The sequence below is a fragment of the Bacillus sp. JJ1127 genome (genome assembly GCF_036965845.1).
Lineage (GTDB): Bacteria > Bacillota > Bacilli > Bacillales > Bacillaceae_G > Bacillus_A.
On record NZ_JBALQK010000039.1, the window covers coordinates 1 to 16,566 of the forward strand.

A 16,566-nucleotide genomic window follows, 5' to 3' on the forward strand; every position below is an offset into this window, starting at 1 on the left:
CCCCTTCCCTGACCATCTTATGCTGACAAGATGGTCTATTTCTTATTTTAAAATATAATTTAGCAAGATTATCTCCCAACTCATTTCTTTGCCTTCACCGAAATTAGAGACGGGACCCGCATAAATATAATGCTAATAAAAAAGGAGTGAATATATTCACTCCTTTTTTGATTTACTTCCCTTTTTCGAACGATATTCTTTTCCTTTATTATCATTACCAGCTTCAAATTCTGAACTAAATTCCTGTTGGAATTGTCCTGATTTCGGTGAACCTTGATTTCCACTTCCTTGACTCCCATTACGATTTGTCATTTTTCTCTCTCCTTTCATCGATCATTATTGATAGTATGTCTTTCCGGCTTTAATCATACACATCACATTTTTAAAATAACGTGACACTTTACTGAATTGAGCTTTTATAGATAGTTTCTCTTCCACCTAACTTTTTCACTGCATTGTGAAGTAAGAGTATTACTGTCTGTAAATAGCGAGATACAAAAATCCTTCCCAATTTCGGGAAGGATTTTTGTATCTGTAATTTATTTCATCATTTCTGTGCATAAGATTCTAAGAGGGACAAATAGAATCTACAGGAAATACTCATCTGTAACATCACAACAAATAACGGTAATTCTCTTTCAGTATCTTCTTTTTTATATAAGTTTCTTCGAAATAGATATCATTAAGTGCATATCTTCTTCAGATAGAGCCGAAAATCTTTCTTGTAAATACTGTTTTTTCGCAGTTTCCATTTTTGTAACTAACTCTTTTCCTTGCTCCGTAATTTCTAAATATACAACACGTCGATCAGATGTAGAGCGTGTACGTGTCACAAATCCTTTATTAATTAACTTTTCCGTAACAGCTGTAATATGGCTATTGGATACATGTAATTCATTAGCTACACGTGAAACCATTTCTTTATTATTACGATTTAATATTCGAAGTACAAGAAACTCATTCCATGGTATATAACCGCCAAAGATTTTTCCAATATCATTACGCAATGAGCGAAACATAGCAAAGACGTTTGTAGACAGGTCCTCCATTAATTGTTCACGATTATGAGACACCATTTACATCTCCTTTTATTTCATTTACTTAAATAAAAACTTTATTAATTATTTTACCTTATATCTTACTTTTTGTCACCTTATTTTTCCATACACTCTAAGTGCTATGAACTCACTTTCCACATACTGTTTACCCCTTTTTTCTTTTAGATGGATTATATCCAATAATAACAAAAAGAAAGAGTAAGATTACAAGCTTTTCTTGATGAAAATTGATACAATGAAAGCAAACTATTAATAAAGAGGTGTTACATATGACATTAAAACAATGGGCAGATAAAGGCATGTCCTTTGATACATACGTAAATGAAATGAAAGTGAATCAATATGAACTCTTACACATTTATAATAATTTTTTAATTCCAAACGAGTTACTTCCCGTTTTAGAAGAGCGTCAAAATGATGGATGGCGTGTTATTGTATTATCAGCTGATTGGTGCGGTGATGCCCTCCTATGTGTACCCGTAATGAAACGAATTTGTGAAGTTGCTAATATTGATATGCGATTACTGATCCGGGATGAAAATCTAGAATTAATGGATCAATACTTAACGAACGGAACAGCACGTGCCATTCCAATCTTTATTTTTATTGATAGAGAAGGAAACGAGCAAGCAGTTTGGGGACCACGCGCTCCAAAAGTACAGGAGTTAGTAACTTCTATGCGGGCTACATTACCAGAAAAAGAGGATCCACTATTTGAAGAAAAGCAAAAAGAAATGTACGCTAATTTCCGTGCAACATTAGCTGATGACACGTCCCTTTGGGAACATGTGATGGAAAATATGATTGAAAAAATAGTAAAATAAAAAAACTGCCAAATGGCAGTTTTTTTATTACATAAGGAAGAAGTAAAACACCGCTGCTAAAATAAAACGATAGTATGCAAATGGTGTTAACTTTACACGAGCCAATAATTTTAAGAATGAAACAATCGCAAGCATCGCTACAACAAACGCTGTCACAAATCCCGTTACAAATAGCGGTAAATCTGCCACACTTAGTAAATGCCAGCTTTTAATTAAATCTAAACCTGATGCAGCAACCATCATCGGTACTGCTAAAATAAATGTATATTCAGCTGCTGCTGTATGAGATACACGAGCTAATAATCCACCGCTTATTGTAGATCCAGAACGTGAAAATCCTGGCCACAATGCTAAACATTGGAACATTCCAATTGTGAATGCTTGTTTATACGTGATGTCATCTAATGTTTTTGCTGTACTTGGTCTTGAAAATTTCTCAGCAACAATCATTAAAATCCCACCAGCAACTAAACTAATAACAACTGGTCCTGGTCCAAATAAAATTTCTTTAATTTTACTATGAAATAAAACACCTAGTAATCCTGCTGGAATCATACCAATAATGATATGTAATAAATTTAATGATGGCCCTTGCGTTACTTTTCCAATTCCAACTAATGACCATAAACGTTTCCAAAATACAACGACGACCGCTAAAATTGATCCTAATTGGATGACAACCTCGAATACTTTCGCTCTATCATCCTCAAATCCAATTAAATGCCCTGTTAAAATCATATGTCCTGTTGATGATACTGGTAAAAACTCCGTTAATCCTTCAACAGCACCCATGATTAATCCTATTAACCAATCAGCCACTGATCGTGCCTCCTTAATACCTTATATGTACTTTTTTCATACCTTATCATAATACCTTATCCCCTTTCAAAGTGCATCTATTTTTTTCATCTATTTCATGTACACATACGCATATTTCTTTTCTATTCATTGATGAAATTGTATGATAGTAGAAGTTTGTTCTTACACGGAAAGGAGCTTTTATGAAAGAAACCAACTCACTCTCACAAAAAATGAAACAATTTACATTGCTGTTCTTTCCAATTTTTGTAACACAACTATCTTTATTTGCAATGAGCTTTTTTGATACTACAATGTCAGGACATGCAAGTGCTACTGATTTAGCGGGAGTTGCCATTGGTACTAGCATATGGATCCCTATTAGTACTGGACTAACAGGAATTTTAATGGCTACTACTCCCATTATCGCTCATCTGGTTGGCTCAAAACAAAAAGCAGCCGTTCCCCATGTTGTAATACAAGCCGTATATTTAGCGATTGGTGTTAGTTTCCTTGTTATTCTCATCGGCTACTTTGCCGTTTCACCAATTTTAAAGGGCATGCATTTAGAAGAATCAGTAGAGCGCATTGCCGCTCAATTTTTAAGCATTATTGCAATTGGTATTATCCCTTTATTTGTCTATACTGTGTTACGTGGATTTATTGACGCTCTAGGAAAGACGCGGACAACGATGATTATTACTTTACTCTCCTTACCAATTAATGTGATTTTAAATTATGTATTTATTTTTGGTCATTTTGGTTTTCCACAACTAGGAGGCGTGGGTGCCGCAATTGCTTCCACAGCAACGTACTGGTGCATTTTAATCATTACTATTATTATTATCTGTACGAAAGAGCCGTTTGCATCTTTTGGTATCTTCAAGCAGTTATATCGCATTTCCATTTCACGCTGGAAAGAACTTTTAAAACTTGGTGTTCCGATTGGATTTGCTATCTTTTTTGAAACGAGCATTTTCGCTGCTGTTACACTTATGATGAGTAATTTTAGTACAACAACAATTGCAGCACATCAAGCTGCCATGAACTTTGCATCACTCTTATATATGACACCATTAAGTTTAGCAATGACTCTGACAATCGCAGTTGGATTTGAAGTTGGTGCAAATCGATATGAAAATGCAAAACAATATGGATTTATTGGTATCGGTTTAGCCCTTACTTTCGCTCTATTCTATTCAGTCCTACTCTATTTCTTTGGTGATCAAATTGCATCTATTTATACAACAGATGCTACGGTTCATGATTTAGCAAAAGAGTTTCTCATATTTGCTATTTTGTTTCAAATTTCCGATGCAATTGCTACACCAGTTCAAGGAGCACTCCGTGGTTATAAAGATGTAAATGTTGCTTTAATCATGACACTTATTGCCTATTGGGTGATTGGTTTGCCACTTGGTTACATATTAGCAACTTATACTTCTTGGGCTGCAAAAGGGTATTGGATTGGCCTTATTTTAGGTCTCGCATTTGGTGCTAGCTTTTTGCTGATCCGTCTCTTTCAAGTACAACGTAAATATGCATTGCAAAAAAGCCGCTAATTGTAGCGGCCTTTTTCATTATGTATAGTTCCTCTCCAGAACGTGTAACATAATGAAAAAGAAAGGTGAAAACCTATGGATGAAAAGAAAAAACAGCAGTCCTTCGATGAAGAATTTGCTCCTGAAATCTCACCTGGATATCGACAAGATATTCATCAACCACCTCAATATAAAAACACTTCCTTTTTAGTTGGGATTGGTATTTTCGGAGCAATATTACTTGTACTCATCATTTTCGTCTATTTTTAATGAAAGGAGTGTTACATATGATAAAGCAATCTTCAACCGTTTCGAAAAGACCTGTAAAAACGCAAAAGGGCTATGCTGGCGATTCTGTAAACACGCTTAAACAAATCGAACAAGGGAATTTAGAAATTGCAAAAAAAGAAATTGGGCAACAAAACGAAAACCTTTAAATGTCCCTGCCTTCTGGGGACATTTCCATTCTACACGTTGCCGCTGCTCTGCAATCTTAGACGTATTATTTTCTTTTACAATCCTCATTTCTCTTACCCATCTTCAATACCCAAAACATAAGCCGAAGCACAAAACAAGAAAATTCTGATATTATAAAGTTAAACAAACTATTTTATCAAGGAGAGAAATGAGGAAATCATATGCAACATTACAGGCAATATGTACAACAAACAATGCCAAATACCACTATATGCTCTTATAAGCAAAATGATAATGGCTGGGATAATATAGCCGTGATTGTAAATAATGAATGGCTCTTTCGTTTTCCACGTAAATCCCAGTATGCAAGGAGAATCCCGCGAGAAAAAAAAGTATGCGAAATACTTTCTCATTCTTTACAAGGAATAGAAGTTCCAAAGTACCATGTTTTATATAAAAATGAAGCGGATTCCATTCCATTTGGTAGCTATTATGCACTCATTCATGGGGAACCATTGACAGCCCAAACACTCGCAGGATTAACTGTAAAAGAACGAGAAATCATTGCTACACAGCTCGCTACCTTTCTCTCTTCTTTACATACCATCCCAATAGAACGTGCTGCAGAATGGGGATTTCATGTAGAGAGACATCTCACATACTGGCGACAAATTCAAGCGAAATTACATGATTACCTTTCTCATACATTTACATCAATAGAAAGAAAATCCTTTGATTGTTTATTTGAGAACTTTTTTGAATACATACATGAACCTAATTTTCAAAATACAATGATTCATGCTGATTTTACACATCATCATATTTTATTCAATGGGAAAAACAAAAAAGTTTCAGGAATTATTGATTTTGGTGATACTCAAATTGGAGATCCTGCCTTTGATTTTGCTGGTTTATATCACGATTTTGGTAACGAATTTACCGGAGCTATTTATAAACAATATTGCGCTCTTACCCCTCATCATGATTCATCATTCACTCAGCGTATCACTTCTTTTTATCAGTACAGCCCGTTATTTCATAACCTTATTTACAGCTTTGAAACAAATAATAAACTAGAAATAAACAAGAATTTGGAAAGCGTGCACACAATATTAAAGGGATTGAATTAAATTCTTTCCCTATATTCTTTTTCCTCATAATAAATCATTCATACCTATTGCAACATCTTCATCTCCCTCTCACCATTACGAAAGATGTTTTACAAATTCAGCTCCAAATTGAAGACATTTTTCTACATCTTCATCCTCTGGCGTTAATTCTACTTTTAGCCCTTCTAGTACAACCTCTGCACCACGCTCTTGTAACTTTTCGGTTAAAATGTCAACAGCTGCGCCGTATTTCGGATAAGCAGAATCACAAGAGCCAAACACTGCCGCTTTTTTACCTGCTAAATGAATCTCTTCCATTTCATCATAAAAATCTAAGAAATCATCTGGAAGCTCACCATCTCCCCAAGTATAAGCTCCTAAAATAATAGCGTCATATTCCTCTAATATAGAAGCTTCTGGTGCAGTCATAATATCAATTACTTCAATCTCATTTCCTGTCTCACGAATTGCTCCAGCAATATAATCAGCCATTTCTTCTGTATTTCCACTCATACTTGCAAAAATCATTACAAACTTACTCAATTGAATCTCTCCTTTGATTATGTATTACTTTTTCTATTTTCTTTATTTTCTTCTCGTCTACATATTCCGCACGAATTACATTTCGTTGCCATTCTATATGTTTATCTTTATTTTTAAATTCCCTTTGTCCAAGGCGAAATGCTTTCCTCATCCATTCTTTCAATTGATAATTATTATCAACCACAACTATACAATCAGATTAATTGAAAACGATTATCAAAGTCAATTATTTTTTTAAAAAAATAATGAAAAGATACAAGCTTGTCCGTTGACGATTCATATACTATAAATGAGCATAGTTCTTTCTCAGCCCTCTCTAGCGGAAAGAAATAGAAGCAACTGCGTTGTCGCAGTTGCCTTTTTTATATACTGAGGGAAACTTTTAATCTTCCTCTTAGCAGCTAAGATTTTATGAACCGTTTGCTCTCACTTAACCTCTTTGTTCACATTGATTTTTTTAAGTTTCTAACAATTTCATTGTCACCTGTAAAAATAACTCAGCTCCATAAACCAGCGCCGATTCATCTACATCAAATTTCGGATGATGATGTGGATAGCAGGTCTCCATTTTTTCATTCCCAGTTCCTAATTTAAAGAAGCAGCCTGGAGCTTTTCTCAAGTATGCAGAGAAATCTTCTCCTCCCATAGAAGGAGCGAGCTGGACAATTTTTTCTTTTCCAAAAAGCTCTACTGCACTTTCCTCGACTGCTCTTGTAATAAATGCATCATTAATGACAGGATCATATCCATAGCGATATGTATATTCATATGTTGCACCGTGTGCTTCTGTAATCCCTTTAACAATTTGTTCAATCTTTTCTTCCGCTTCTTTTCTTAGTTTTTGATCAAAGGAACGAACTGTTCCCATTAAAGAAGCTGTATTAGGAATAATATTATCCGCTGTTCCCCCATGGAATTGTGTAACTGAGACAACCCTTTGCATAAAGGCACCTGTATTTCTTGATACAATATGTTGTAAGTTGGTAACAATTTGCGTGCCAATTGCTATTGGATCAATTGTTTCTTCTGGTCTAGCAGCATGCCCTCCTCTTCCTTTGACTTCAATTGTAAATACATCAGGTGCTGCCATCATAGGTCCGTATACAATCCCAATCTTGCCACTCTCTAACCCAGACATCACATGTAAGCCGATAATGTAATCTACGCCATCCATTACACCAGCTCGCACCATTTCCTGACCGCCGCCAGGATAGACTTCTTCTGCATGTTGAAAGAAAAGACGAATTTCTCCTTCCCACTCCTCATTCATTTTCGCTATTGCTTCCGCTGTTCCTAATAAAATAGCGGTATGTGCATCATGCCCGCATGCATGCATCACACCTGGAGTAGCTGATGTATAAAGCTTTAACGTCTCTTCCTGAATCGGAAGAGCATCCATGTCCGCGCGAATCGCGACTATTCTTCCTATTTTCTTCCCTTTTTTCTTTGCCATCACACTATACTTCGTTGGTCTTGTTACCTCAAAAGTGGAAAATGAACACAATGTGTCATATATAAATTGTGAAGTTTGTTCTTCATGGAATGATAATTCAGGAGATTTATGGAAATGCCGTCGCCACTCTATAATCTTTTCCTCTGACACAAGCTTCCTCCATTTCTTTTTCGCATGTTCCATTCCTAACAACCTCCTTTTTCGTATTTATATTCTTACTTCAGCTTCATGAAATGATTGTCCTTTTATCTTTTGACATGACAAATCAATAACAATTTCATGCGGAATGTAATATAATTACTAAGTTAGGGATTTTCTTTTTTAGTATTTAGTGCTACTATCAAAAAAGAGCCTTTTTGTCTTAATTTTACCTAAAATGTGGAATTTTGTTTTTTTCACAATGATGTAGGACATGATACCTACATATAGTTATTATTTCATAAGAGAGGAAAAGACATGGAAAGATTAAAAGAGATATGGTCTCGACCACTCATACAATGGTTTGCAAAAACTTTTTATTACCTTGCAATTTTATTTGCATTACTTTGGTTGTATGGATTCCATGATACAAACACAAGTACATTTATTTACAATGAATTTTAGGGTGGGAACGTTATGAAGTTATTAGAACAAATCGAAAAGTGGGCGGCTGAAACGCCTGATCAAACCGCTTTCGTTTGGCGAGATGCGAAAATTACGTACAGACAATTAAAAGAAGACTCTGATGCATTAGCTCATTGGATTTCTTCTGAGTATGCAGATGATCGCTCACCAATTATGGTTTATGGCCATATGCAGCCAGAGATGATCATTAGCTTTTTAGGGTGTGTCAAAGCTGGACATGCTTACATTCCAGTAGATTTATCTATTCCAGCTGATCGTGTACTACGTATTGCTGAAAGTTCCGGTGCGAAACTACTTTTATCACCAACAGAAGTGAAAGTAGCTGATTTACCTGTTCGCATCGTATCTGAAAACAACTTACAAGATATTCTCTTGACTCATAAAGGGAAAACTCCAAACCCTGAGCATGCAGTAAAAGATGATGAGAACTTCTACATTATTTACACATCAGGGAGCACAGGGAATCCGAAAGGTGTACAAATTACGTACAATTGTCTTGTCAGCTTTACAAAATGGGCGGTTGAAGACTTCAACTTACAAACTGGACAAGTGTTCTTAAACCAAGCACCTTTCTCATTCGATTTATCTGTGATGGATGTTTACCCATCGTTAGTAACAGGTGGTACACTTTGGGCAATTGATAAAGATATGATTGCGCGTCCAAAAGACTTGTTTGCTTCTTTAGAACAATCAGACATACAAGTATGGACATCCACACCATCATTTGCAGAAATGTGTTTAATGGAGCCATCTTTCTCTGAAAGTATGCTACCAAATATGAAAACATTCTTATTCTGCGGCGAAGTATTATCAAATGACGTAGCAAGAAAATTAATGGAACGCTTCCCGAACGCAACAATTATGAATACGTACGGTCCAACAGAAGCAACTGTAGCTGTAACAGGCATTCATGTTACACAAGAAGTCGTTGAGACATATCAATCACTTCCGGTTGGTTACTGTAAATCTGATTGCCGCCTTCTTATTATGAAAGAAGATGGTACAATCGCACCAGATGGTGAAAAAGGTGAGATTGTAATTGTTGGTCCAAGCGTAAGTGTTGGATATTTAGGAAGTCCTGAATTAACAGAAAAAGCATTCACAGTTATTGATGGCGAACGTGCCTATAAAACAGGTGATGCTGGATATGTAGAAAATGGTCTTCTTTTCTATAATGGTCGTCTTGATTTCCAAATTAAATTACATGGTTATCGAATGGAATTGGAAGAAATCGAACATCACCTTCGCGGTTGCTCTTATGTAGAAGGAGCTGTCGTAATTCCAATTAAAAAAGGTGAGAAATACGATTACTTATTAGCGGTTATTGTTCCAGGAGAGCATTCGTTTGAAAAAGAATTCAAATTAACATCTGCAATCAAAAAAGAACTCAATGAGCGATTACCAAATTACATGATTCCAAGAAAATTCATGTATCAATCTTCTATTCCAATGACACCAAATGGAAAGGTAGATCGCAAAAAATTATTGAGTGAGGTTACAGCATGACCGCATATGGATCATTTTATTTTTTCGCCATAGTGGGCATTTTATTAATACCTACTATCATAGCTGGATTAAAAGGTAAAATGTTGCGTAAATATAATGCTGTCCTAACACTAATCATGCTTGCACTTATCTTCTCTGATAAACCAAAGCAAGCAATGATGCTAGCAGCATTTATCATTTGGCAATATGTCCTTATTAAAGGCTATTTATTATTACGAAAACAAAATAATAATACGGTTATGTTTTACATGGCTGTTATCTTGTCGATTTTACCGCTTATTTTGGCAAAAATCGCACCATTTGTACATGATTTGAGATTTATTGTTTTTGCCGGTATCTCTTACGTAACATTTAGAGCAGTACAAATGGTATTTGAAGTTCGTGATGGCTTAATTAAAGAACTCTCATTCTTTAATTTCTGGGAGTTCGTTCTGTTCTTCCCTGCTATCTCAACTGGACCTATCGATCGTTACCGTAGATTCCAAAAAGATATTCAAAAGCCACCGAGTGCTGAAGAATATCAAAACCTACTATATACAGGTATGAACCGTATTTTCCAAGGTTTTCTATACAAATTTATTATTGCTTATTTACTTCAGCAACACGTTACGGATGCTGCTTTTGCAAATGCAGATACCATTACATCTAACATTATTTACATGTACGGCTATAGTCTATATCTATTCTTTGACTTTGCAGGTTATAGCTCATTCGTAATCGGTGTAAGTTATATGATGGGCATTAAAACGCCAGAAAACTTTAATAAACCGTTCATCAGTCGTAACATTAAAGATTTCTGGAACCGCTGGCACATGAGCTTATCATTTTGGTTCCGTGACTTTATTTACATGCGCTTTGTCTTTTTCGCAACAAAGAAAAAGTTACTTAAAAATCGCTATACGATTTCCTATATCGGCGCCTTTTTAAACTTTTTCATTATGGGAATTTGGCACATTGCAGGTAATCATATTTATCAGTATATTATTTATGGTCTATATCATGCTGCCCTGTTTATTTTGTTTGATATTTTCGAGCGAAAAAACAAAAAGCATAAGTTTTGGCCAAATAATAAATTCATGCATGTCCTTGCAATTGTAATTACGTTCCATTTCGTATGTTTCGGTTTCCTAATTTTCTCTGGTCACCTAAACAGATATTTTTAATGAATAACTTCTTATAACTTAAGAAGTTACACATAATACATTTCGGATATAAAGGAGATTTTAAAAATGGCAGAATTCAAAGATCAAGTATTAGATATTTTAGAAGAAGTATGTGAAAACGATATTGTAAAAGAAAATCCAGATGTACAATTATTTGAAGAAGGTATCCTTGATTCTTTCGGTACAGTATCTTTATTAGTAGAATTCCAAGAACGTTTAGACATCGAAGTATCTATTTCTGATTTTGACCGCGATGAGTGGGCAACACCAAATATGATTATTAAGAAGTTGGAAGATATCCGATGAAAAAAGCAACTTTTGGTCCGATGCTCTTAGCATTGGCCCTTTTTGCTGTATTCTTACTTATACCAACACGCTTCCTACTTCCACTTGTAAGTGATAAGAAAGTAGAACAAGCTGCAACTTCTCTAAAAGAAGAAAAAATTCAAAGTATGATTTTACAGCAAAAAATGTTAGAAGACCCGAAATACCTTCCGATGTATGGTTCATCGGAATTTGCAAGAATGGATGCTTTTCATCCATCCAATTACTTTAAGGTAAAACCTGAAGGGTTTACACCATTTCTTCTTGGTCGTGGTGGAACACAAGATCTTGTTCACGTCTTGAACTTTGCATCCACAATGGATCAATTAAAAGATAAAAAAATAGTCTTTGTTCTTTCACCACAATGGTTTGTACCACAAGGAATTGATGAAACGCATTTTGCACCTAACTTTTCTAAACAACAAGGCTATCATTTCATTTTCAATAATGATCTAAAACCTAAAATGAAAAAGCAAATTGCAGAGCGTTTATTGAACTTTGAGATTGTAAAAAAAGAAACATTATTAAAAATATCTTTAGAAGGTATCGTTTATGATGATACAAAGCATAAAGTAAAAGCAATGGCTGCAAAACCTTTCGCTTATCTTTATCGTAATATTTTAGATCGTAAAGATTTATTTACAATAATGTTTGATATTAAACCGCATAAAGAAACACTTGATCCATCATTGAAACAAATGGACTGGGAAGAAGCACGTAAACACGCTGATCAAATTGGTGAATCAGAGTCAGGGTCAAATCAATATGGTATCGAGGATGATTACTTCAATAGCAAAATTAAAAAGAAATTGAAGCAACGTGAAGGTTACTTAAAAAATGATGCTTATGATCAATCTCCAGAATATGAAGATTTACAAATTGTAATTAATTTATTAAAACAATCTGGTGCCAAACCACTCTTCATTTCTGTTCCTGTAAAAGGTCCATGGTATGATTACGCAGGATTCCCAAAAGAACGACGCGAATTATACTATAAGAAAGTTCATGAGCAAATTCAGCAAGCTGGCTATCCAATTGCTGACTTCTCAAATCATGAATATGATAAATACTTCTTAAAAGATCATATGCACTTAGGTTGGAAAGGCTGGGTTTATATCGACGAGGCCATCCAACAGTTTTATAAAGCAAACTAACAAAAAGACCGCTTGAATTATTCAAGTGGTCTTTTTTTGTATGCATCTTGTAACTGTTCTATCGTTACCTTTACTTCTGCCATCACATGTTCAATAATTTGCTGAGCTGATTCTTTTTTTGCTAATGAAGAAGCTTGTCCAGCCCAAAGTGACATATACTTCCCTTTGTTTTGTCTTGCTGCTTCTTGACGTATTTTCGAGGTTAATACATTTTGAACGGGATACATAGGTAAGCCGTCTTCTTTCCCCTCGTGCTGCTCTATAAATACATTCCGAATACCTCGTGCGTATTTTCCAGAAAATGCTCTCGTTACAGTTGTACTTGTATCTGTACTTTGTAAGATTGCCTCTTTATGTACATCGTGTGTCATACTCTCTTCGCTTGTTAAAAAAGCTGATCCCATTTGCACGCCTTCCCCGCCTAATGCAAACGCAGCAACAACTCCTTGACCGTTCATAAGCCCGCCCGCTGCTACAATAGGAACTTGCGGAACTGCTGCCACTAATTGAGGAATTAAAGCAAACGTACCAATCATAGAATCTTGTTCTTTACCAATAAATGTCCCACGGTGTCCTCCAGCTTCACTACCTTGTCCAACAATTACATCTACCTTTAATTCAGCAAGCACCTTTGCTTCTGCTACATTAGTAGCTGTTCCAATAACCTTTATCCTCTCTCTCTTTAAAGATGCAATTTCTTCTTGCTCTAACGTATGAAACGCAAAGCTGACAACTGGTACTTTTTCTTCCTGTAGCACTTGCAGTTGCTCTTTATAACTTTTCGGAAGTTGCAGCGATTGATTATACTCATCTATACCTAATTCTTTTCGTATCGGCTCTAATAAATTTCTTGCGACTTGTACTTTTTCTTCCTCAATTTGTATTTCCTTCGTGAGTAACAGATTGACTGCAAACGGCTTATCTGTTAACTCCCTTATCTCATAAATAGATTGACGAATTTGTTCAGGACTCATATAGCCAGCCCCAAGTGTTCCTAATCCCCCGCTATTACTTACAGCGGCAACAAGTTCTGGCGTTGTAATCGCACCTGCCATGCCAGCTTGAATAATTGGATATTTTATTTGTAGTGCATCAGTTACTCGGCTTGTAAACATCCTTTTCCCTCCTAGTCTCCTTAAATATCTTCTTTTTTCTACAAGCTTTTCCCTTCTTTTACAAAAGGATTGAACTTCTTATGAAACGAATATATTGGAAGAGAAGGAGGAGATTCTATGATTCAGCCCAATGCTCTAAAAGAAGGAGATACTGTGATGATTATCGCTCCAGCAGGTCCACCAATCATTGAACACATTCTTACAGGAGCAAAAATATTAGAAGAGATGGGACTATCAGTAATCATCGGAAGAAGTGTTTATGAAACATGTGGATATTTAGCTGGTACTGATGCCATTCGCCTTCATGATATACATGAATCATTTGCAAGCCCTGAAGTAAAAGCTGTTTTTTGTGCACGAGGTGGATATGGCAGTGGTCGTCTTCTTCCGCATATTCAGTATGAGCTTATTCAAGCCAATCCAAAAATTTTTTGGGGATATAGTGACATTACAGCTTTACATATCGCATTTACACAGTGTGCGGGACTTATTACTTTTCATGGACCGATGATTGAAGAAATAGGAAAAGGCATTCCCTCTCTTTCTTTATCTTCCTTCAATCAACTATTTCATCCTTATTCAACTATTTTATCAGGGGCAGAATGTATTACATCTTCAACTAACTGCATCGTTTCCGGGCCATTAATTGGCGGAAATTTAACTGTTTTGACAAGTACACTTGGATCGCCATATGAAATAGATACAGCAAATAAAATTTTATTGCTTGAGGATATTGGAGAAGAACCGTACCGCATTGATCGTATGTTCAATCAATTACGTTTATCCGGAAAATTTAATGCATGCACAGGCGTTATTTTCACAAGCTGTCATAACTGCACTGCTACAAAACCATCCCTATCATTACAAGACATATTATATGACTATCTCACCCCATACAACATTCCGGTATTATTTGGTCTTCCCATTGGACATATACAGCCCAATATCGGAATCCCATTTGGAGTCACTGTCATAATGAATACAAACAGAAATACTGTTTCTATTCCTTCTGGTGTAAGGTGCATAGCAAGATAAATACAAAAAGGAAAAGCATAAATCGCTTTTCCTTTTTACTACTTTTAGATAGCCATACATACAACCATTTTTATTGATAATAATTAAAGATTTGTCCAGATGCGATATCAGCAATTTCTTCCGGAATAAATGTTTTACTAAGTTCCGTACCAACATTCAACACAGCCGTTGCCTCTTGGTCAAGGCTTTCAAACAATTCTTTTCCACGTATCGTAATAAGGGGTGTTCCTTCTGGCAACACTTCTTTTACAAATTCCAATTGTGTAAAGAACGGAACAATCCATCTACCTTCTCCTTGGAAATAACGCAAACGAAGAGTTCCTTCTGCTGCAGAATCATCAGCCTCTACAGATCCAGCAACATAAAACTGAGTTGTTAGCAACAATTCATAAAATTCCTTTTGTTTTTGTTTGTCATCCTCTGCTAAAACAAGTACTTTTTCTATTTTCTTTACTGGAATTTGTTCCATATGCTGCCACCCCTATTTTCAAAATAATTATACTTAGATTATACAAAATATTCTTATTCTTTTCTACATAATTATTCATTTATTTTATTGAAATAGCAAATTAATATCAATCATTCCAAATTATAGCTGACTCAGCTTTACCTTCTCTAATATTTCAGGTGTTGTAACAATAGTAGCAAACTCTTCATGTAAATTCACTAGCGTCATCTTATGAATTTCTTCTGCACAATGTTGTACACCGTCCGGTCCTTTTCGATTAAATGTCGCTGTGGCATCGCTCACTAAATACGTTAAAAAGCCTAAATTTCCAGCCATTCGAGTTGTTGTCTCCACACAATGATTCGTCGTTAATCCCACAATAATAACAGCACTGCAGCTCTTCTCTTTCAACTGCTGTTCTAAATCTGTTCCAATGAATGCGCTGTTAACACTTTTTTGAATAATTATCTCATCTTGTAATGGCTGTACTTCTTCTTTGAAATGTACTGTTTCTGCATTCGGATGAAACACTGATTCAATATTATCTTTGTTCACATGCTGTATATGAAAAATTGGTAGCCCTCTTCCCCTCCACTCTTCTAATAAACTCTTCATATTTTCTTCCGCAAAAGGATTATTTCGCACTCCCCAATACGGTAGATCAAATGCTTTTTGTACATCAATAATGATAAGTGCTGTTTGATTCAACATCATGTACCTCCTACTATTCTGGCTGTAATTGAAATAAAAATCCAAGTTGTTGTGAGGCAGTAATAAAACAAATATATGCACAGAGTTCCACAATCTCCGCCTCACTCCAATACCCTTTTAATACATCAAACATCCGATTATCTATTGCAGATCGGTTATGTACAAATAAGTGTGCAAATGTTACAGCAGTACTAATTTCTTCTGCCTTCTGCACATCATCTGGTTTTCCCTTTGCCATACAATACGGACATTCATTTCCAAATGCAAGTGTTCTTCGTACTTGTTCCTTTAACTCTTCAGAAAGAGTTCCCGTTTCATACAATGTATTTTCTAACGAATTCCATGATTGTAGTATATTGGGACAATGCCCTAGTAATTTTTGAAACTTTGTTTCCCCGATATTTGATAATAAAATTCTCTCCATTATTTCTCCTCCTATTCCTTTCTCATTTATTGTAAAATAAATAAAGTACTCTTTACATTTCATATGAATCTTAATTTATATGTTTTCTTTTCAAAAAATATCAGTTTCCTGGAGGTATATTTACAAATGCAATTAGATCGTGTAGATCGTAAAATTTTAAATGAATTATATAATGACAGTCGCCTTTCTATGCGCGAGTTATCAAAACGAGTAAATTTGTCTGCGCCTTCTACTGCAGAGCGCGTTCGTAAATTAGAAAGTGAAGGTGTTATTCAGAAGTATACAATTGATATTGATTATAAAAAGGCAGGTCTTGTTT

Annotated in this window: 21 protein-coding genes; 12 read left to right on the plus strand and 9 right to left on the minus strand. The window is 35.4% G+C overall.

Annotated features, from left to right (window positions below; translation table 11 throughout):
• Positions 1 to 156: 156 nt before the first annotated feature.
• Both V7183_RS04895 and V7183_RS04900 read right to left on the minus strand, forming a co-directional pair.
• On the minus strand, positions 157 to 312 hold the full coding sequence (locus V7183_RS04895; protein WP_097895422.1) for an imidazoleglycerol-phosphate dehydratase: 156 nt from the start codon (positions 310 to 312) through the stop codon (positions 157 to 159).
• Between the two features lie 341 nt (positions 313 to 653).
• Positions 654 to 1,073, minus strand: a complete 420-nt coding sequence (locus tag V7183_RS04900; RefSeq protein ID WP_141523202.1) for a MarR family winged helix-turn-helix transcriptional regulator — start codon at positions 1,071 to 1,073, stop codon at positions 654 to 656.
• Between the two features lie 254 nt (positions 1,074 to 1,327).
• On the opposite strand from V7183_RS04900, the gene V7183_RS04905 reads away from it, so the two are divergent.
• Entirely contained in the window at positions 1,328 to 1,882 is a 555-nt protein-coding gene (locus V7183_RS04905) for a thioredoxin family protein (protein ID WP_097895420.1), read from the plus strand.
• Between the two features lie 27 nt (positions 1,883 to 1,909).
• Here the strand turns inward: V7183_RS04905 and bacA are convergent, their stop codons facing one another.
• Entirely contained in the window at positions 1,910 to 2,701 is a 792-nt protein-coding gene (bacA, locus tag V7183_RS04910) for an undecaprenyl-diphosphate phosphatase (protein ID WP_097895418.1), read from the minus strand.
• Between the two features lie 182 nt (positions 2,702 to 2,883).
• Here bacA and V7183_RS04915 point away from each other — a divergent pair, with 182 nt between their 5' ends.
• From V7183_RS04915 to V7183_RS04930, 4 genes are all read left to right on the plus strand, one after another.
• Positions 2,884 to 4,242, plus strand: a complete 1,359-nt coding sequence (locus tag V7183_RS04915) for an MATE family efflux transporter (RefSeq protein ID WP_335358877.1) — start codon at positions 2,884 to 2,886, stop codon at positions 4,240 to 4,242.
• A 75-nt stretch (positions 4,243 to 4,317) separates the two neighbouring features.
• Positions 4,318 to 4,491, plus strand: a complete 174-nt coding sequence (locus tag V7183_RS04920; protein WP_335358878.1) for a 2-isopropylmalate synthase — start codon at positions 4,318 to 4,320, stop codon at positions 4,489 to 4,491.
• Positions 4,492 to 4,508: 17 nt separating this feature from the next.
• The gene (locus V7183_RS04925) at positions 4,509 to 4,658 is read left to right on the plus strand and encodes a hypothetical protein (protein WP_335358879.1); all 150 of its coding nucleotides are present in this window, start codon (positions 4,509 to 4,511) and stop codon (positions 4,656 to 4,658) included.
• A 201-nt stretch (positions 4,659 to 4,859) separates the two neighbouring features.
• Positions 4,860 to 5,768, plus strand: a complete 909-nt coding sequence (locus V7183_RS04930) for an aminoglycoside phosphotransferase family protein (RefSeq protein ID WP_335358880.1) — start codon at positions 4,860 to 4,862, stop codon at positions 5,766 to 5,768.
• A 75-nt stretch (positions 5,769 to 5,843) separates the two neighbouring features.
• Here the strand turns inward: V7183_RS04930 and V7183_RS04935 are convergent, their stop codons facing one another.
• Complete coding sequence (locus V7183_RS04935) at positions 5,844 to 6,290, minus strand: flavodoxin (RefSeq protein WP_335358881.1); 447 nt, start codon at positions 6,288 to 6,290, stop codon at positions 5,844 to 5,846.
• A 457-nt stretch (positions 6,291 to 6,747) separates the two neighbouring features.
• Positions 6,748 to 7,926 (minus strand): M20 metallopeptidase family protein, encoded by a 1,179-nt coding sequence (locus tag V7183_RS04940; protein WP_335358882.1) that lies wholly within the window; start codon positions 7,924 to 7,926, stop codon positions 6,748 to 6,750.
• 273 nt (positions 7,927 to 8,199) lie between these two features.
• Here V7183_RS04940 and V7183_RS04945 point away from each other — a divergent pair, with 273 nt between their 5' ends.
• The 5 genes from V7183_RS04945 (at position 8,200) to dltD (ending at position 12,514) form a co-directional block, all read left to right on the plus strand.
• Complete coding sequence (locus V7183_RS04945; RefSeq protein ID WP_097895407.1) at positions 8,200 to 8,346, plus strand: teichoic acid D-Ala incorporation-associated protein DltX; 147 nt, start codon at positions 8,200 to 8,202, stop codon at positions 8,344 to 8,346.
• A 12-nt stretch (positions 8,347 to 8,358) separates the two neighbouring features.
• Positions 8,359 to 9,873 carry a D-alanine--poly(phosphoribitol) ligase subunit DltA gene (dltA, locus tag V7183_RS04950; protein ID WP_335358883.1) on the plus strand — a complete coding sequence of 505 codons (1,515 nt, stop codon included), beginning with the start codon at positions 8,359 to 8,361 and terminating at the stop codon, positions 9,871 to 9,873.
• Entirely contained in the window at positions 9,870 to 11,036 is a 1,167-nt protein-coding gene (dltB, locus tag V7183_RS04955) for a D-alanyl-lipoteichoic acid biosynthesis protein DltB (protein WP_335358884.1), read from the plus strand. The genes dltA and dltB overlap by 4 nt, the downstream gene beginning before the upstream one ends.
• 66 nt (positions 11,037 to 11,102) lie before the next feature.
• On the plus strand, positions 11,103 to 11,342 hold the full coding sequence (gene dltC / locus V7183_RS04960) for a D-alanine--poly(phosphoribitol) ligase subunit DltC (RefSeq protein WP_016113973.1): 240 nt from the start codon (positions 11,103 to 11,105) through the stop codon (positions 11,340 to 11,342).
• Positions 11,339 to 12,514 carry a D-alanyl-lipoteichoic acid biosynthesis protein DltD gene (gene dltD / locus V7183_RS04965; RefSeq protein WP_335358885.1) on the plus strand — a complete coding sequence of 392 codons (1,176 nt, stop codon included), beginning with the start codon at positions 11,339 to 11,341 and terminating at the stop codon, positions 12,512 to 12,514. The genes dltC and dltD overlap by 4 nt, the downstream gene beginning before the upstream one ends.
• A gap of 17 nt (positions 12,515 to 12,531) precedes the next feature.
• On the opposite strand, the gene V7183_RS04970 is transcribed toward dltD, so the two are convergent.
• Complete coding sequence (locus tag V7183_RS04970; RefSeq protein ID WP_335358886.1) at positions 12,532 to 13,629, minus strand: NAD(P)H-dependent flavin oxidoreductase; 1,098 nt, start codon at positions 13,627 to 13,629, stop codon at positions 12,532 to 12,534.
• A 117-nt stretch (positions 13,630 to 13,746) separates the two neighbouring features.
• Here V7183_RS04970 and V7183_RS04975 point away from each other — a divergent pair, with 117 nt between their 5' ends.
• A complete protein-coding gene (locus tag V7183_RS04975) occupies positions 13,747 to 14,664 on the plus strand; it encodes a S66 peptidase family protein (RefSeq protein WP_335358887.1) in 918 nt (305 codons plus the stop codon).
• Between the two features lie 70 nt (positions 14,665 to 14,734).
• On the opposite strand, the gene V7183_RS04980 is transcribed toward V7183_RS04975, so the two are convergent.
• The 3 genes from V7183_RS04980 to V7183_RS04990 form a co-directional block, all read right to left on the minus strand.
• Positions 14,735 to 15,133: an SseB family protein gene (locus V7183_RS04980; RefSeq protein WP_097895396.1), complete on the minus strand. Its 399-nt coding sequence runs from the start codon at positions 15,131 to 15,133 to the stop codon at positions 14,735 to 14,737.
• 120 nt (positions 15,134 to 15,253) lie between these two features.
• Positions 15,254 to 15,823, minus strand: coding sequence for a cysteine hydrolase family protein (locus V7183_RS04985; protein WP_097895394.1), 570 nt, complete (start codon positions 15,821 to 15,823; stop codon positions 15,254 to 15,256).
• A gap of 13 nt (positions 15,824 to 15,836) precedes the next feature.
• The gene (locus V7183_RS04990; RefSeq protein WP_097895392.1) at positions 15,837 to 16,310 is read right to left on the minus strand and encodes a carboxymuconolactone decarboxylase family protein; all 474 of its coding nucleotides are present in this window, start codon (positions 16,308 to 16,310) and stop codon (positions 15,837 to 15,839) included.
• A gap of 63 nt (positions 16,311 to 16,373) precedes the next feature.
• On the opposite strand from V7183_RS04990, the gene V7183_RS04995 reads away from it, so the two are divergent.
• Positions 16,374 to 16,566: Lrp/AsnC family transcriptional regulator (locus V7183_RS04995; protein ID WP_335358888.1), on the plus strand; the 193-nt coding region annotated here is incomplete at its 3' end.